Source organism: Pseudomonas sp. NY5710 (genome assembly GCF_013305665.1).
Lineage (GTDB): Bacteria > Pseudomonadota > Gammaproteobacteria > Pseudomonadales > Pseudomonadaceae > Aquipseudomonas > Aquipseudomonas juntendi.
This window is the reverse complement of record NZ_CP045554.1, coordinates 2,266,587-2,282,651: the sequence shown is the minus strand read 5'-3', so window position 1 is coordinate 2,282,651 and position 16,065 is coordinate 2,266,587. Positions and strand designations below refer to the sequence as shown.

Below are 16,065 nucleotides of genomic sequence, written 5' to 3'. Positions count from 1 at the left end.
ACGTATATTCGGATTTCCATATGTACAGACGCTGCCATGATTACCCCACCTGAAGTGTTCAAATGCCTGGCCGACGAAACCCGTGCTCGCGCCACCCTGCTGATCGCCAGCCTGGGTGAACTTTGCGTTTGCGAGTTGATGTGCGCGCTGAACGACAGCCAGCCGAAGATAAGCCGCCACCTGGCCCAGCTACGCAGCAGTGGCCTGTTGCTGGACCGACGCCAGGGGCAATGGGTGTATTACCGCCTCAACCCGGACCTGCCCACTTGGGTCGCCGCGGTTCTGCAGGCGACGCTACAGGCTAACGAGCAATGGTTGGCACACAACACCCAACGCCTGCAGAACATGGATGGCCGCCCTGTTCGGGGCTCTGCCTGCTGCTGATCAACAACGAGAAAGAACCCTATGCTGGTCGCCATTGCAGTCTTCGTTTTCACCCTTACCCTGGTCATCTGGCAGCCCAAAGGGCTTGGCGTTGGCTGGAGCGCCGCGCTCGGCGCGGTCATCGCCCTTGCCACAGGTGCCGTGTCGCTGCACGACATCCCGGCGGTCTGGGGCATCGTCTGGAACGCCACGTTCACGTTCATCGCCGTCATCATCATCAGCCTGCTGCTGGATGAAGCCGGTTTTTTCGAATGGGCAGCCCTGCATGTGGCGCGCTGGGCCAATGGCAGCGGCTACCGCCTGTTCGCCTTTTGCGTACTCCTCGGCGCTGCCGTGTCGGCATTGTTCGCCAACGACGGTGCGGCGCTGATCCTCACCCCCATCGTCATGTCGATGCTGCTGGCGCTGCGTTTCTCGCCAGCTGCCACGCTGGCTTTCGTCATGGCCGCCGGCTTTATCGCCGATACCGCCAGCCTGCCGCTGGTTGTCTCCAACCTGGTGAACATCGTTTCGGCCGATTACTTCGGGTTGGGTTTCGCCGAGTACGCTTCGGTGATGGTGCCGGTGAACCTGGCCAGCGTCGCCGCGACGCTGGTGGTACTGTCGCTGTACTTTCGCCGTGACATACCGCAGCACTACACCGTTGCAGCGCTGAAAACGCCCGGCGAGGCGATCCAAGACCACGCCACCTTCACGGTCGGAGGGTGGGTGTTGCTGGCGCTGCTGGTGGGCCTGTTCGCCCTCGAACCACTGGGCATTCCGATCAGTGCAGTGGCAGCCGTGTGTGCCGCCATACTGTTCGCGGTCGCCGCGCGCGGGCAGCGCATTGCGACCCGCCGCGTGCTGCGCGAGGCCCCTTGGCAGGTGGTGATTTTCTCGCTCGGCATGTACCTGGTGGTGTACGGGCTGAAAAATGCCGGCCTGACCGACATGCTCACCCAACTGCTCGACCGCCTGGCGCAACAAGGGCTGTGGAGTGCCACCCTGGGCACCGGCGTGATCGCCGCCCTGCTGTCTTCGGTCATGAACAACATGCCCAGCGTGCTGGTCGGCGCGTTGTCGATCCAGGCCAGCGAAGCGCAAGGCCTGGTGCGCGAGGCGATGATCTACGCCAATGTGATTGGCTGCGACCTGGGCCCGAAAATCACCCCTATCGGCAGCCTGGCGACACTGCTCTGGCTGCATGTGCTGGCGCGCAAAGGCGTGCGTATAACCTGGGGTTATTACTTCAAGGTTGGCATTTTGCTGACCCTGCCCGTGCTGTTGATCACCCTTTCGGCTTTGGCACTGCGCCTTAGCCTCTGATAGTCCGCCAACAAGCGGAGGAGCCCCCATGCGAGTTCTGTTCATGTGCACGGCCAACAGCTGCCGCAGCATCCTTTCCGAGGCCGTGTTCAATCACCTGGCGCCTGACGGCTTTGAAGCCGTCAGTTCCGGCAGTTTTCCCAAGGGCCAGGTGTTGCCTCGCAGCCTGACCACCCTGCAGCAGGCCGGCATTTCGACCCAGGACCTGAGCAGCAAGGGTAACGAGGCATTCGAGGGTTGCCCGCCAGACATCGTGGTCACCGTGTGCGACAAGGCCGCCGGCGAAGCCTGCCCGGTGTACTTCGGCCCGGCACTGAAGGCGCACTGGGGGCTGGAGGATCCGTCCGATGTAGAGGGCGATGAAGCGGCCGTCGACGCGGCTTTCAACGCCACGCTGGCGCGCATAACAGCCCGTTGCCAAGCATTCTTCGCCCTGCCCTTCGACACGCTGCAACGCGAACAGCTCCAGCAAGCGCTGGATCACATTGACGCGCTCTAAGCGGGAGGCCAAATAGCCGAGCAATTACCTCATCTTGATCTTTCTCTGTTCGATACGCCCAACAGCCAGGCCCGCCAGCTGATACAAGCAGCACATCGTGGTGCTGGAAAAGCGCGGAACATCTCGCTGCCCGGATAAACCAGCGCGCGCCTTGCCGGTAATGCCCCCCTGCTTTTTAAGCTCTTGCGTACACGTGCTCAACGAATGCCCAGAACATGATCCAGCGACCAACTGCCGGCTCCTCGACCAAGCAGCAACAACAATAGGCCCGCCCAGACCAGATGGCTAGGCCAGGCGTCCGGGTAGACGAACACTTCGATCACCGTGGTCATGCCCAACAGCGCCAAGGCTGATAGCCGGGTGCACAGGCCCAGCACGAGCAGCACGGGAAAAAAGTGCTCCGTGTAGGTCGCCAGATGCGCCGCGATGTACGGTGATAGCAGCGGCAGCATGTACTCGGTACGGAACAGCTCGTAGGTACTTGGGGTGACATCCAGGAGCCCCTCGACCTTGGTCCGCCCTGAGAGAAAGAACGTCGCTGCGATAGCAGCGCGCGCTACCAGGTAAAGAAAGGCGTCGCCGAGCAAGTGCTGCAGGCGTTCGGCCAGTCTATTCCACCGCAGTCTCAAGCCAGAGCGGTTGGCAGGTTTGCGGGCGATGTCCATAAAAGCTTCCTCAAGTGAGACTGACGGGACGAAAAACCCCGGCCCCAAGCAACTGGCCGAGCACAACGTGGAAGTCAAGATCGGGCTGGACAGCAAGCGCTACGGTGGAAGCTCGGTCCAGGTCGCATCCCGCTGCGCAGGCATCGAGAAAAGCGCACCCGCCAGTCCCAAGCTCGTACCAAATGACGCCCTCGGTCTGCCCGACGACCAATGCGCCCTCGCCCTGCCAGGGCAAGGCCTGTGGCACGGGCAAGGCCTCGCGGTTATAACGCCAGATGCTGAATATCGGGAGCTCGCTGAACCAGCACCAGCGCACGCTGGTGCGGGGCTGCAACTGGCAGGTGGCGAGCTTGGCGACGGACACACCGCCGAGGCTGCCTGGGTCCAACTGCGGCTGCACAAGGGCGGTGAAAGCCTCGATCCACATTCTGTCCAGGCGCGCCACGGGGCCAAGGTAGGGTAGTTCGCGCGCGGGCTCAAACCTTTCCAGAAAGTCTGCGAACCCCTCCCCGTAAAAGATCAGCCGGGGATCGTCGGGCGGTGTTTCGCGAGCGTAGATTACGGCCGCTGCACGAAGCCAGTCAGTTCCGACCAGGCGTTCGACGGTGGGGAAGTTGGCGCACAGCGCATCGACGCTGCCCTTGAGCACAGTATTGCGATACACCTCGAAGGCGGCCTGTGCGGTGACACTGCGCATTGCCGGGGGGGTGTGCCCGTAAATGGCTGCGGCGAAGGCGTCCTGGAAGGCTTCGAGTGGCGTTTTCATGAGGCCACCTGCGCCTGGTCGAGAATAACCTGGGCAAGCTCGCGCTCGCCTTGAAGAACGTCGAAGGCTGGCAATTGGTCATCGCGCTCGATCAAAGTGGGCCTAGAGCCAATACGTCGAATCAAATGCTCGTACAGCGCCCACACCGGCGCGGCGACTGGCGCGTCGTGAGAGTCGATCAACAGTTTCCCGCCTTCGTCGACACCGTGTCCTGCCAGGTGTATTTCGAGGATGGCCGCCGCTGGAAAACGGCCAAGATAGTCTCTGGCGTCGAAGCCGAGGTTGTGTGCGCTGACGTACACGTTGTTGATGTCCAGCAGCAAACCGCAACCAGTACGCTGCGACAGTTCCGTGAGGAAGTCTATTTCATCCCAGTCGTGGCCCTGTAGCTGGAGGTAATGGCTTGGGTTCTCGACGGCGATGCGCCGGCCTAGCGCTTCCTGGGTGCGTTGAATATTCTCGGTAATACGCGCCAGGGCAGCGTGGCTGCGCGGGAAAGGCAGGAGGTCCGGAAAGTACTGGCCGCGCCAGCTGGACCACGCCAAGTGCTCGGAAACCAGCGAAGGTTGGACCCGCTCGGTCAGCGCGCGAAAACGTCGAAGGTGCTCGGTATCCGGGGCGACATCGGCCGCCAGAGACAGCGAAACGCCATGCAAAGATAGCGGATGCCGTTCGGCGATTCGCTCCAACCACTCAACGCGAGCACCGCCGACCATATAGTTCTCCGGATGCACTTCGAACCACACACCGTGGGCGGAACAGGCCAAGGCTTGGGCGTAATGTTCGCCCTTGAGCCCGACCCCAGCGCCCAGTTTGGGGAATATGCTCATGGTCGGCGGCCTTGGCTCAGGCTTTGCTCGGGGTCAATGAGCCCGAGCCATTGGGGGTCTTGATGGAGGTGCAGGTGCCTGCCGGAACGCTTTTCCAGTGCATACCGTCGTAGTCCTTCTTGGCGCTGCCCGCACACGTGGTACCAGCGCCGGCCTTGCAATCGTTCTTACCGGCCTGGGCGATGCCGTAGCACTTTTCCATGGCTGTGTCATTGCCGGCCTTGGTGGTCATGTCGGCAGCCAGAACGCTGCCGGCAATGGCGGCCAGAGCGATGGCAGCGGTGGCGAGGTTGAGGGTTTTCATGATGCTTTCTCCGGTAAAGTGAGGATGCTGCGGAACGTTTTCAGCAGCTCATCCACAAGTTCGCCAATACAGGCGAGGCGGTTACAGCCTCGAAAAATTTTTTGAGATTTTTCGCTTTGGTCCTACCGTATTGAACGGATAATTGTTATTTCACAGGCCAAGCACAAAGCGGCTGGCTGGGGATCAGCGGGATACATTCATTGACGGTGTAACCAGGACGGCCAATGCAACGAACTAACAGCCAGGAAGTGCTGATCGCGCGGGAGGCTCAGTTGCAGGCGTTGCTGCTGCGTGGCCTGGAGGGCGACCGCATGGCGTACCGGGCGTTTCTCAGCACGCTCGGCCCGCACCTGCGGGCGTTCCTGCGCCGTAGGCTGAGTCAACACCCTGCCGAGGTCGAGGATCTGCTGCAGGAAGTACTGGTGGCCGTCCACAATGCCCGCCACACCTATCGCGCGGATCAGCCGGTGACTGCTTGGGTACATGCGATTGCGCGCTACAAGCTGGCTGATTATTTCCGCGCCTTCGGGCGTCGAGAGGCCCTGCATGAACCGCTTGGGAATGACGAAACGGAACTTTGCGCCTACGAGGATGGCGAGCCCGCTCAGGCCAGCCGCGACTTGGGCAAGCTGCTGCTGCAGCTCCCTGACAAACAGCGCCTGCCGATCGTTCATGTCAAGCTGACGGGCCTTTCGGTGGAGGAAGCGGCAAGTCTGACCGGGCTTTCAAGCTCGGCAGTGAAAGTGGGCATCCACCGAGGGCTCAAAGCGCTGGCGACCATGATCCGAGGATTGCGAAACGATGAAGACCAATGAATTGATTGATCTGCTGAGTGCAGGTGAGACCGCGGTGGACCGTCACCTCGCTGGCAAGCGTTTCGCCATCGCGTTGCTGGCCGGTGGCTTAGGCGCATCCCTGTTGATGGCGGTTATTTTCGGTGTGCGGCCTGACCTGGCTGAGGTAGCCAGCTCCCCGCTGTTGTGGGCCAAGATCGCCCTGCCCGCGAGCCTTGCCACGCTTGCGTTGTGGCTAAGCAGCCGGCTGGCCCGCCCAGGCGTGCATGGCGGCGTGGCCTGGGGGCTGCTGGTAATGCCTGTGTTGCTGGTGTGGGTAGGCGCAGCAGTGGAACTGGCCAGCGTAGCTCCAGACGCCCGCGCCGAGCTGATTCTAGGCAAAACCTGGCGGACCTGCGCACTGAACATTGCGCTGCTATCGGTGCCGACCTTTGCAGGTGTTGTATGGGCGTTGCGCGGCCTTGCACCAACCCGCCTGCGTGTCACCGGCGCAGTGGGCGGACTGCTGGCGGGAGCTACCGCGACATTGGCCTACTGCCTGCACTGCCCGGAGATGGGCATTCCATTTTGGGGCGTCTGGTATCTGCTCGGCATGATGCTGCCAACCATCATGGGTGCACTGCTCGGACCTAGACTATTGCGCTGGTAGCTTGGCAGTGCAGATTCGGATGATACCGCTTCAGTTCCACGCCCCTGCCACCAACGCTCATGCTTTCGCGGCCGGCCGCAAGCGGAAGCTGACACCCATGCGGTTGAAAGCGTTCATCGCGGCAATGGCCGCGGTGAGCTCGACCAGGTCTTTTTCTGTGAACGCGGCCGACGCGGCCGCGTAGGCCTCGTCCGATACGTGCGTCTCACCGACCCGGGTCACTTCCTCTGCCCAGGCCAGGGCCGAGCGCTCCTGCGCCGAGAACAGGTAGTGCGCTTCATGCCAGACCGGCACCAACAGCAGTTTATCCACCGACATGCCCGTCTTGAGCAGATCACGCGAATGCAGATCAATGCAGTGCGCACAGCCGTTGAGTTGAGACACCCGCAGAAAAACCAGATGAATCAAGGGCGCCGGTAGATCGGTCTGCGTTGTCACGAATTGATGGAGCCCGGTGAGGGCCTTGGCGGCCCCAGGCGATGCGGTAAACCAGTTCAGGCGACTCATGCGTGTTGCCCCTGCGGTAGCGGCTTGGAAGAAGCGGCGAAGAACGCCTGCACTTCAGCCTGTGCAGTTGCCCTGGCCGCTTGCAGAAACTCCGCCCCTCTGGCGGTGCCCTCGAGGGTGAAGTAATTCACCTGCTTGAGGCCAATCGTGGCAAGCACGGCGGACAGGTATGGCCGGAGAAAGTCGGGTTGGCGGGCATTCGGCCCGCTGATGTAGCCCCCGGAGGCTACAGCCACATACACTGGCCGATCCACCACCGCGCCCACCTTCCCTGCCGCGGTGCTCAGGAACGTGATGCCGACCCGTACCACGTGATCGATCCAGGCCTTGAGCGGTGCTGGCACACTGTAGTTATGCATTGGTGTGGCAATCAGCAGCAGGTCGCAGGCCTGCAACTGGCCAATCAGTTCGTCGGAACGGTGCAATGTGCCGTCTTGCGCTACGGCTTGAGGCCCTCCCGGGTTGGCCAGGGCCTGGGCATACCCGGCGTCGACGGGCGCCAGGTCATTGAGGTCGAAATCGGTAACCTGGATACCGCGCCTGCCAGCCTGCACGGCCAAGCCGAGCAAAATGTGCTGGGACAGTTTGAAGCTTTCTGATGCCTGACCGTTCGGGCTGGCGATCAGGCGAAGAATGCGCAAAGGCGCCCTGGGCTGCTCTGACGACGTCATGAAGTTACCTCGATGAGAGACGTGCTGCCGCTCAAGGCGCAGCGAACTGTTTTTGGAAGCGCGTGGCGCTGTTGTGCAGGCCTTCACGGGAATAGAAGTGTTGCGCGCGGGTGTTGGCCAACCCGGTATCGAGCACCAGGCGCGCACACCCCGTGGCCTGGGCCAACCGCTGCAAGGCAGCCAGCAATCGTGCGCCCCACTGCTGGCCACGCTGCGTTTCGGCGGTGACCAGGTCGTCCACATACAGGAACCGCCCGTAGACCAGGTTTTCCTGAAGGCGGTAACCTGCCAGCGCCACAAGCTGGCCTGAGCCGAAGCCCCCGAGCAGCCGATAGCCTTCAGCGCGCATACGCTGGACGCGGCCGATGAAGTCGGCCTCGCCAGCCAGATGCGGGCGCAGTTGCTGCATGACCGGGAACGCGAGATGCAGGTCATTCTCGCCGTCCAGATGGCGCAGGCCCGAATCAGCCAGGTCAGGCTCGCGCAGTACTGAAGGGGTCGGGGTGAACGTCATGGTGGCAAAGCTCATTCGATGAGTGACGGGGCTATGATGAACAACGTTCAACCCATTTGAATGAGCCAAGAAAGGGTATATGAACTAGGCCATGATGACGTTTTCTTCCCGATCCTTCGCACAGCTCGATGAGCGCTCCGCCGCGCCGCTCTACCGGCAACTCTACAACCGTGTGCTCGCCGCGATAGCAGCAGGCACCTTGGCGCCGGGTGACCGCTTGCCATCTGCGCGGGCCATGGCCAAGGAGCTGGGGGTGGCACGTGGCACCGTCGAGCTTGCCTATTCGTTGCTCACCAGTGAGGGCTACCTGCTGGCCCTGAAGCAGAAAGGCACCGTGGTCAACCCTGAGCTGCGCCCGCCCGCAGCCGCGGCGACAGCGCAGCCCCCGGCCAGTGATGGTCCCGAGGACCCGGACGCCCTGCGGCGCCCGCCACAGCTTTTGCCATTTCAACTGGGCTTGCCGGCGATGGATGCCTTCCCGCGCAAGATCTGGGCGCGCCTGGGTGCTCGCTACCTGCGCGGGATGCAGCCGGGTGACCTGGACTACCCGCCGCCCCTCGGGCTGCCAGCACTGCGCAGCGCGATTGCCTCGTACCTGCAGATGTCGCGGGGCATCGCTTGCACGGCCCAGCAGGTGTTCATCACCAGCGGTTGGCGCAGCAGCCTGTCGCTGGTGGCGCAGACGTTGTTGCGCAACGGCGAGCGCGCCTGGGTTGAAGACCCGGGTTATCCCGTCACGCGCCAGGTACTGCGCCAATTCGGGCTTGAACTGGAGGGGGTGGCAGTGGATGCCGAGGGCATGAACGTCGAACAGGCTATCGCCAACGCCAGCGCGGCGCAGGTCGCCATGGTCACACCGGGCCATCAGAGCCCCCTGTCCATGGCCTTGTCGCTGCCGCGACGGCAACTACTGCTGGACTGGGCCGCCAGCACCGGGGCCTGGATCGTGGAGGACGACTACGACAGCGAGTACCGCTATGTCAGCCGCCCGCTCCCGCCGCTTGCCAGCCTGGATCGCAATGGGCGGGTGCTGTATGCGGGCACCTTCAGCAAAATGCTGTTCCCCGGTATCCGCCTGGCCTACCTGGTGGTGCCACTGGCTCAGGTTGCAGCGTTCGAGCGGGTCACCCACGCACTGTTTTCCGGCGGTTCACCCTCGATGACCCAGGCCATGGTGGCGCAGTTCATTGCCGAGGGCCATTTCACCCGTCATATCCAACGCATGCGCCGGCTCTACAACGAACGCCGGGCCTTGACCCTCGGCGCACTGGAGCGGAGCTTGCCCAAAGGTTGGCATGTCGAGCGGTCCCCAGGCGGCATGCATTTGCTGCTGCGCCTGCCGCAGAGGGTAAGCGACACGTTCCTGGCGGAGCAATTGCTGGCCAAGGGGATCGCGGTACAGGCCCTGTCGCGCTGGCATCTGGCGCTTCCCCGCCGTTCAGGGCTGCTGCTGAGCTTCACCAATTGCGCCAGCGCTGCCCAGGGCGAGCAACTCGGCGCATTGATCAGCGAGATCCTCGGTTAGATGCTGTGGGTCAGTTGTTTGAACAGCCATTGCCCATGATGCGGTACTCCATGATATGCCGCTGGCCATTGGAGTCGTCGTAAGTCAGCTGCATCGGCACAACCTCACACACGTTGGGCACCGGCGTAACAGCCACAACGTGCGCGATATCCAGGTGCTGAGCGTAGCGATAGGGTTCGACCGTTGCCGGTACAGTTCGAATGCCTTGGTCATCGGCCATGGCAGCAGCGCCCAGGCTGCTCAGGAACAGAACGTGTAAAAGTTTCATGGTAATCACCTGTACTGAAGGCGCAACAAGGCCTGAGCGCCCAGTCGACGCTCAGTTGTCATGAATGTCGGGGGTTGACCCGGCGCAGGGATGCCCCGGGCTAAGCTGGTTCAGAAGGGCTTGGTAGGCAGGTACTTGCCGTCCAGGGTGATTACCGCTCGGTGGCCACCGTCCGGATCTTCAACCTTCTTGATGTCCAGCTTGAAGTTGATGGCGCTGATGATGCCGTCGCCGAACTTCTCGTGCACCAGCGCTTTGAGGGTGGTGCCATACACCGACATCATTTCGTAGAAGCGGTAGATGGTAGGGTCGCTCGGCACGCCGTCGAAAAAGCTGCCGCGGATCGGCATCGATTGCAGCAGTGCGACCTGTTCAGCATCAAGGTCGAGCTTCTCGCCTACGACCTTGGCGGCGCTTTCAGGCAGCGGATGCTGGCCAAGCAGCGCAGCAGTGACAAAGGCTTCGGACAGACCGGTACCGTCCACGATCTGCGCGAAGGACAGGTCCTTGCGGGCCTTGGCCTGGATGATGAGCTCGGTCAGTTCCTGGCGAGCGGTACGGGTGGCTTGAGTCTGGATCATGGTGAATCTCCTGGGTAGGTAAAGGTGCTGGTGGTTCAGGCAACATGCCTGCCGTGGTGGGAAATGGCGTGGACTTCAGGGTTTTGCGCGAGCGACACGAACGTGCCGGTATTGCCATCAAAGGCGTCGATGCGCCCGGTCTCGATGTCATAGACCCAGCCGTGCAAGGTGACACGGCCCTCTTCCAGCGCCAGGCGAACGGATGGGTGGGTCTGGATATTGGCCAACTGCGCGATAACGTTCTCGCGCACCATGGAAGCGACTTTGCTGGGCCCGTCTGCGTGAGGACGGGCCTCGTTAACCACCTTGGCCGAGTCGGCGTAGCGCAACCAGCCGGCGACGGCGGGCATGTGATCGAGGCATTTGCAGGTGGCGATGGCGGTCATCGCGCCGCAGTCGGAGTGGCCGCAGATCACGATGTCTGCGACGCCAAGCCCGGCCACCGCGTATTCGACCGAGGCCGAAACGCCACCTGGCTCAGGCCCATACGACGGCACGATGTTGCCGGCGTTACGGATGACAAACAGATCGCCCGGCTCGCGTTGGGTGACCAGCTCAGGCACCAGTCGGCTATCAGAGCAGGAAATGAAGAGCGCCTTTGGCGCTTGCTGGTTGGCAAGGTGCTTGAACAGGTTCACCCGCTCAGGAAATGCGTTCTTTTGAAACTTCAGAAAACCGTCGATGATCGCTTTCATGGCTGCTGTCTCAATGTCGCTGTGTGTGAGACAAAGATTAAGCAGCGCATGGCATAAGGTAAAAGTCTCATTTATTATGCAGTGGATCAGATTACCTTATGGATCCAGGCATGCTCGCTCGCCATATTCAGTACTTCCTGGCCGTTGCCGAACACCTCAGTTTCACCAAGGCTGCGGCGGCCCTGCATGTCTCCCAGCCGGCCCTTTCCCAGCAAGTCAGGCAACTGGAGGAAAGCCTGGGAGCCCAGTTGTTTGACCGGTCCGGCCGCACGACGCGTTTGACGGATGCGGGGGATGTCTATCTTCTTTATGCACGCCGTGCTTATCAGGAGCTGCAGGAGGCCAAGAGGGCGATACATGATGTCAGCGACCTGAGCCGCGGCTCATTGCGTGTTGCCGTAACGCCGACGTTCACCACTTATCTGGTCGGGCCGCTGATCGAAGCATTTCACTGCAAGCACCCCAAGATCTTCGTCACCCTCAAAGAGGTCTCTCAGGAGCGTATCGAGGAACTGCTGTTGGCGGGGGAGCTGGATGTCGGGATCGCATTCGATGAAATCCATGCACCGGATATCCAGGCCATCCCCTTGCTGAACGAAACGCTCGCGCTGGTCATGAACAGCAAGCACCCCTTGGCCGGGCGACGCTCCATCACCTCGCAAGGCCTGAGCGCCGAGTCGTTGGTACTGCTCAGCACAGCGTTCGCCACGCGCGAGCAAATCGACCGCTACTGCCGCACCTATGGCATTCGCCCTAAGGTCCAGATGGAAGCCAATGCTTTGGGTGCAGTGATCGAGATCGTTCGCCGGACCAACCTGTCGACGTTGTTGCCTGCCAGAATAGCTTTAGCCCACGACGACCTGGTGGCCATCACGCTGGAGCCGGAGCGCTTGCAGCGGCGAGCAGTCCTGATGCGGCGCAGGGACGCGTTTCTGAGCGCGGCGGTGCGCGCTTTCATTGAATTGGCCAGGGAGGTGTCACGCAATCTGGATGACTGAGGTCGGGCCTGATCGCCTGCGCGCAGCCCGGTATGGCAGGAAGGAAAAACTTGAACAAAAACCTGACCCTTCAAGTGGAAGGATCAGGTGGAAGATCACTTACAGCCCGAGCTCGCTCAGCCCAGGGTGGTCATCCGGACGGCGGCCCAACGGCCAGTGGAACTTGCGCTCGCTTTCCTTGATAGGCATATCGTTAACGCAGGCGAAGCGACGGTGCATCAGGCCATCCGCTTCGAATTCCCAGTTCTCATTACCGTAGGAGCGGAACCAGTTACCGGAATCGTCATGCCACTCGTAGGCGTAACGCACGGCGATACGGTTATCAGTAAACGCCCAGAGCTCTTTGATCAGGCGATAATCCAGCTCTTTTTTCCACTTGCGGGTCAGGAAACCTTTCGCTTCTTCGCGGTTGGTGGCGAACTCAACGCGGTTACGCCATTGGGTATCCAGCGTATAGGCGTGCGAGACTTTTTCCGCGTCGCGGCTGTTCCAGCCATCTTCAGCAAGTCGAACTTTCTCGATGGCTGTTTCACGTGTAAAAGGTGGAAGTGGCGGGCGAGTTTGGGCATTGGACATGGTAATGACTCCAGTCGAGTTGGGCAGCAAAGTGTGATTACAACTTCAGGCATTCAAACGTCAGGCGCAAACTCTTTCAGCAAAAGTTGCGCAACTTCCTTGGCATCATCAGCAGCGTGATAATCCCCCATGACACGCGCCGTGGTGATAGCGCCTTCGATCAGGACAAACAACTGCCGGGCCAAGACCGGCGGTTGCCGAACATTCAATTGCTCAGCCAGTTCAAGCGTGTAGTCCAAGAGTTTCTGCTTGTGCAACTTGGCGATCTGGCGAATGGGATCTTCAGGGTCGCCGACCTCGCCTGCCGTGTTGATGAATGCACAACCGCGAAAACCCTCCGACTCGAACCAGCCTTTCAACACAGTGAACATGTTCAGTATGCGAGCGTATGGCGTGGCTGCTTTATCGCATTCAGTCCTGAACCACTGCATCCAGCGTACGTCGCGGGCCCCCAAGGCCGCAGCGGCAATATCATCTTTGGTAGCGAAGTGGTTGTAGATGCCCTTTCTCGACACGCCTGAAGTTTTCACCAGTAAATCCATACCCGTGGCATGAATCCCGTTTTCGTAGATGAGTTTCTCGGCGGTGGCCAGGATCTGGTCTCTGTGATCTATCGTTGGTCTGCTCATGGGGCGAATGTAGAACGATCGTTCTCTCCGGTCAAGCACCTTTTGGTGATTTATGTTTTCAGGGCTGCGGGGGCAGTGACGCAACGCTCCGGGCAATCCACCCCGCGATTGCAGACATCAGTAATTAGCCTGTAAGGGCGATATCCAACAGCCAGCCCAGGCCGCCGCTGCAGAGTACAACCAGCCACGGCGGCAATTTCCAGAACATCAAGGCAACCAGCGCCACAAGGGCCAGGCCAACGTCATGTGGGGCGCGAATCGCACTCGTCCATACGGGCTGATACAAGGCGGCAAGCAATAACCCCACCACTGCCGCATTGATGCCCAGCAGTGCCGCGTGGGTGCGGCTGTTGCGCAGCAGCCGCTGCCAGAACGGCAAAACACCCACAACCAGCAGAAACGCAGGCGCGAAAATCGCCACCAGGCAGATCAGGCCCCCCAGCCAGCCGCTGGGCGCCTGGTTCATCGAGGCGCCGAGGTAGGCTGCGAAGGTGAAAAGCGGCCCTGGGACGGCTTGAGCCGCGCCATAGCCAGCCAGGAATGCGTCTTTGTCGACCCACCCAGATGGCACGACTTGCGCCTCCAATAGCGGCAGCACCACATGCCCACCACCGAAGACCAGCGAGCCGGAACGGTAGAACGCGTCCAGCATCGACAGCATCTGGCCGGGGAATAACGTTGCCAGCAGCGGCAGCCCCAGCAGCAAGGTCAAGAACAAGGCCAGCCAACATAAGCCTGCGCGACGGCGAATGCTGATGGGCAGTGAATCATGGCATGCCCCCGGCTGGGGCTTGAACAGCAATAGACCGATGAGTGCGGCAACGCCAATGACGCCCACTTGCCCTAAGGCCGAAGGCAGCAGCAGCACGAAACAGGTCGCTGCCGCCATGATGGCCATGCGCGGTGTATCGGTGCACGCATTACGCGCCATACCCCATACCGCCTGTGCGACTACCGCCACCGCCACCACCTTCAAACCGTGCAACACGCCAGTGGGCACCGCATCGCCATAGCAGGCCAGGCCTTGAGCGAAGAGGATCAAGGCAATCGCCGACGGTAGGGTGAAGCCCAGCCAGGCAACCAGTGCACCGCCATAGCCCAAGCGGCTCAGCCCAAGCGCGATGCCGACCTGACTGCTTGCAGGCCCGGGCAGAAACTGGCAAAGGGCGACCAAATCCGCATAACTGCGCGCGCTTAGCCACTGTCGACGCACAACGAATTCATCCCGGAAATAAGCCAAGTGTGCGACGGGGCCGCCAAACGAAGTCAGGCCCAATCGCAAAAAAATCAAGAAAACTGCCCAGTAACTACGGTTGGCCTGGGGGGTATCGCTCATATTCGTTTGATCCATGACTGGTGATTGCGCCAAACGATAATCCAAAATCCGAACGCCACAGCATGAACCTGGCATTGCCACCTGCTGAAGCAGATGCCACTGAACCTTACGGGTCACCGCCCTGCCGGGCAACGGGGATGGCGCCGGGCACTAGACCTCTCAACCGCTCAACGCCTGCGCCAACACTTCCCAGATTCTGTCATCTGCACATTGGGCCACGTTGAAACGCAGGAAATCACCGGCAGCCCCAGCCTGGCTGAATGCATTGCCAGGGGCCAGCACCACGCCTTCACTCAAGCAGGCCTTGGCCAGCGTGGCGGCATCTTTACCGTGGGGCAACTGGCACCACACGTACATGCCTGCCTGGGGCGTTATCCAAGGCTCTATGCCCAGGGCGCGCAGCCTGGCGACCGTTGTGGTCATTGCCTCGGCCAGGCGCTGGCGCACACCCTCCATGTGTTTGCGGTAGCCACTGTCGGTAATGGCCTGGTAAATGATGTCTGCACCAAGGCGGCCACCGCCGAAGGTGGTGGCAATCTTCAGATCGACCAGGCTCTCGATCCATTCACCACGCGCAGCGATGTAGCCGCAGCGAATGGAGGCGGAGATGGTCTTGGAAAAGCTACCGATCTGGATGACCCGCGAAAGCCCGTCGAAGGCCGCCAGGCGAGGTGCCGGCGTGGCCTCGAAATCCGCGAAAATCTCGTCCTCCACGATCACCAGGCTCGAGCTGTCGGCCAACTTCAGCAACCGGTGTGCCGTGACCGGCGACAGGCTGGCGCCGGTCGGGTTGTGAATGCCGGCATTGGTGATGTACAGCCGTGGCGCATGCTCACGCAAGGCAGCACCAAACGCCTCGATGTCCGGGCCTGCCGCCGTGTAAGGCACACTGACGATGTTCACCCTGTGCGCCTTGAGCAGGGCGTGGAAATTGAAATAGCACGGGTCGTCGACCAGCACCGTGTCACCCGGCTGCAGCAGAAAGCGGCAAATCAAGTCAATGGCGTGGGTGCCGGACTCGGTGAGCATGATGTGGTCTGCCGGGGCTTCGATCCCGGTCCCCGCCAAACGCCGCGACAAGAACTGCCTGAGCGGCGGATGCCCCAGCGGTGAGGCGTAGTCGGTGAGCTTCACGGTGTCGGAACGCGCCAGGGTGCGCAACGCCTTGCGCATGCCCGCCTCGTACATCCAGGCGGCAGGCAGCCAGCCACACCCAGGTTTCATCGCGTCGCTGGCAGTTTCCAAGGACTGGCGCGAGATCCACAGCGGGTCCACTTCACGGTCGAGCCTGGGCGCCAGTTCGGTCAGCACCAATGGCGCGACCGGCCCGGCGACGTAAAAGCCAGAGCCCGGGCGAGAATTGAGCAGCCCCTCGGCCATCAATCGTTCATAGGCTTCCAGCACGGTAGACACCGACACCTGCAGGGCCCGCGCCATGGCCCGCACCGAAGGGATTCTGGCACCAGGGGTATAGGTTCGCGAGGCTATCCGCGATTTGATTTCGCCCATCACCGCATCAATCCGCGTTCCGTTCCGGCTCATCCCACCCTCGACTGTACTGGTTTCATA

General features: G+C 61.4%; 21 protein-coding genes. 7 read left to right on the top strand and 14 right to left on the bottom strand.

Features of this window, described 5'->3' with window-relative positions; all coding sequences use genetic code 11:
* Positions 1–36 precede the first annotated feature (36 nt).
* From GEV39_RS10355 to GEV39_RS10345, 3 genes are read left to right on the top strand one after another with little or no spacing between them, the layout of a single operon-like run.
* Positions 37–384, top strand: a complete 348-nt coding sequence (locus GEV39_RS10355) for a metalloregulator ArsR/SmtB family transcription factor (RefSeq protein WP_173888746.1) — start codon at positions 37–39, stop codon at positions 382–384.
* 21 nt (positions 385–405) lie between these two features.
* Positions 406–1,689 carry an arsenic transporter gene (locus tag GEV39_RS10350; RefSeq protein WP_173888745.1) on the top strand — a complete coding sequence of 428 codons (1,284 nt, stop codon included), beginning with the start codon at positions 406–408 and terminating at the stop codon, positions 1,687–1,689.
* Positions 1,690–1,717: 28 nt separating this feature from the next.
* Positions 1,718–2,188 (top strand): arsenate reductase ArsC, encoded by a 471-nt coding sequence (locus GEV39_RS10345; protein ID WP_173888743.1) that lies wholly within the window; start codon positions 1,718–1,720, stop codon positions 2,186–2,188.
* A gap of 197 nt (positions 2,189–2,385) precedes the next feature.
* Here the strand turns inward: GEV39_RS10345 and GEV39_RS10340 are convergent, their stop codons facing one another.
* From GEV39_RS10340 to GEV39_RS10325, 4 genes are read right to left on the bottom strand one after another with little or no spacing between them, the layout of a single operon-like run.
* A complete protein-coding gene (locus GEV39_RS10340; RefSeq protein WP_173888741.1) occupies positions 2,386–2,853 on the bottom strand; it encodes a DoxX family protein in 468 nt (155 codons plus the stop codon).
* 10 nt (positions 2,854–2,863) lie between these two features.
* A complete protein-coding gene (locus GEV39_RS10335; RefSeq protein ID WP_173888739.1) occupies positions 2,864–3,619 on the bottom strand; it encodes an HvfC/BufC N-terminal domain-containing protein in 756 nt (251 codons plus the stop codon).
* Positions 3,616–4,449, bottom strand: coding sequence for an MNIO family bufferin maturase (gene bufB, locus GEV39_RS10330; protein WP_173888738.1), 834 nt, complete (start codon positions 4,447–4,449; stop codon positions 3,616–3,618). The genes GEV39_RS10335 and bufB overlap by 4 nt, the downstream gene beginning before the upstream one ends.
* Before the next feature lie 16 nt (positions 4,450–4,465).
* A complete protein-coding gene (locus tag GEV39_RS10325; protein ID WP_173888736.1) occupies positions 4,466–4,753 on the bottom strand; it encodes a BufA1 family periplasmic bufferin-type metallophore in 288 nt (95 codons plus the stop codon).
* Between the two features lie 224 nt (positions 4,754–4,977).
* Between GEV39_RS10325 and GEV39_RS10320 the strand changes: the two genes are divergently transcribed.
* Both GEV39_RS10320 and GEV39_RS10315 read left to right on the top strand, forming a co-directional pair.
* Entirely contained in the window at positions 4,978–5,568 is a 591-nt protein-coding gene (locus GEV39_RS10320; protein WP_173888734.1) for a sigma-70 family RNA polymerase sigma factor, read from the top strand.
* Positions 5,555–6,196, top strand: coding sequence for a DUF1109 domain-containing protein (locus GEV39_RS10315; RefSeq protein ID WP_173888732.1), 642 nt, complete (start codon positions 5,555–5,557; stop codon positions 6,194–6,196). Before GEV39_RS10320 ends, GEV39_RS10315 begins: the two co-directional genes overlap by 14 nt.
* Positions 6,197–6,253: 57 nt before the next feature.
* On the opposite strand, the gene GEV39_RS10310 is transcribed toward GEV39_RS10315, so the two are convergent.
* Genes GEV39_RS10310 through GEV39_RS10300 form a run of 3 tightly spaced genes read right to left on the bottom strand, consistent with a single transcriptional unit; the run spans position 6,254 to position 7,888 of the window.
* Positions 6,254–6,703 (bottom strand): carboxymuconolactone decarboxylase family protein, encoded by a 450-nt coding sequence (locus tag GEV39_RS10310; RefSeq protein WP_173888729.1) that lies wholly within the window; start codon positions 6,701–6,703, stop codon positions 6,254–6,256.
* Positions 6,700–7,374, bottom strand: coding sequence for an FMN-dependent NADH-azoreductase (locus tag GEV39_RS10305; protein ID WP_173888727.1), 675 nt, complete (start codon positions 7,372–7,374; stop codon positions 6,700–6,702). The genes GEV39_RS10310 and GEV39_RS10305 overlap by 4 nt, the downstream gene beginning before the upstream one ends.
* Before the next feature lie 31 nt (positions 7,375–7,405).
* Positions 7,406–7,888 carry a GNAT family N-acetyltransferase gene (locus GEV39_RS10300; protein WP_173888725.1) on the bottom strand — a complete coding sequence of 161 codons (483 nt, stop codon included), beginning with the start codon at positions 7,886–7,888 and terminating at the stop codon, positions 7,406–7,408.
* Positions 7,889–7,982: 94 nt separating this feature from the next.
* Between GEV39_RS10300 and pdxR the strand changes: the two genes are divergently transcribed.
* Positions 7,983–9,413, top strand: a complete 1,431-nt coding sequence (gene pdxR / locus GEV39_RS10295; RefSeq protein ID WP_173891680.1) for a MocR-like pyridoxine biosynthesis transcription factor PdxR — start codon at positions 7,983–7,985, stop codon at positions 9,411–9,413.
* A 10-nt stretch (positions 9,414–9,423) separates the two neighbouring features.
* Here the strand turns inward: pdxR and GEV39_RS10290 are convergent, their stop codons facing one another.
* From GEV39_RS10290 to GEV39_RS10280, 3 genes are all read right to left on the bottom strand, one after another.
* A complete protein-coding gene (locus tag GEV39_RS10290; protein ID WP_173888723.1) occupies positions 9,424–9,681 on the bottom strand; it encodes a DUF2790 domain-containing protein in 258 nt (85 codons plus the stop codon).
* Between the two features lie 110 nt (positions 9,682–9,791).
* A complete protein-coding gene (gene cynS / locus GEV39_RS10285; protein ID WP_173888721.1) occupies positions 9,792–10,262 on the bottom strand; it encodes a cyanase in 471 nt (156 codons plus the stop codon).
* A gap of 35 nt (positions 10,263–10,297) precedes the next feature.
* On the bottom strand, positions 10,298–10,957 hold the full coding sequence (locus GEV39_RS10280; protein ID WP_173888719.1) for a carbonic anhydrase: 660 nt from the start codon (positions 10,955–10,957) through the stop codon (positions 10,298–10,300).
* 110 nt (positions 10,958–11,067) lie between these two features.
* Between GEV39_RS10280 and cynR the strand changes: the two genes are divergently transcribed.
* Positions 11,068–11,955: a transcriptional regulator CynR gene (gene cynR, locus GEV39_RS10275; protein ID WP_173888717.1), complete on the top strand. Its 888-nt coding sequence runs from the start codon at positions 11,068–11,070 to the stop codon at positions 11,953–11,955.
* Between the two features lie 99 nt (positions 11,956–12,054).
* On the opposite strand, the gene GEV39_RS10270 is transcribed toward cynR, so the two are convergent.
* The 4 genes from GEV39_RS10270 to GEV39_RS10255 form a co-directional block, all read right to left on the bottom strand.
* Complete coding sequence (locus GEV39_RS10270) at positions 12,055–12,531, bottom strand: nuclear transport factor 2 family protein (RefSeq protein WP_110678303.1); 477 nt, start codon at positions 12,529–12,531, stop codon at positions 12,055–12,057.
* A 53-nt stretch (positions 12,532–12,584) separates the two neighbouring features.
* The gene (locus GEV39_RS10265; RefSeq protein ID WP_173888715.1) at positions 12,585–13,160 is read right to left on the bottom strand and encodes a TetR/AcrR family transcriptional regulator; all 576 of its coding nucleotides are present in this window, start codon (positions 13,158–13,160) and stop codon (positions 12,585–12,587) included.
* 124 nt (positions 13,161–13,284) lie between these two features.
* Positions 13,285–14,496 carry a chromate efflux transporter gene (chrA, locus tag GEV39_RS10260; protein WP_173888713.1) on the bottom strand — a complete coding sequence of 404 codons (1,212 nt, stop codon included), beginning with the start codon at positions 14,494–14,496 and terminating at the stop codon, positions 13,285–13,287.
* A gap of 159 nt (positions 14,497–14,655) precedes the next feature.
* Complete coding sequence (locus GEV39_RS10255) at positions 14,656–16,038, bottom strand: aminotransferase-like domain-containing protein (RefSeq protein WP_173888712.1); 1,383 nt, start codon at positions 16,036–16,038, stop codon at positions 14,656–14,658.
* Positions 16,039–16,065 lie beyond the last annotated feature (27 nt).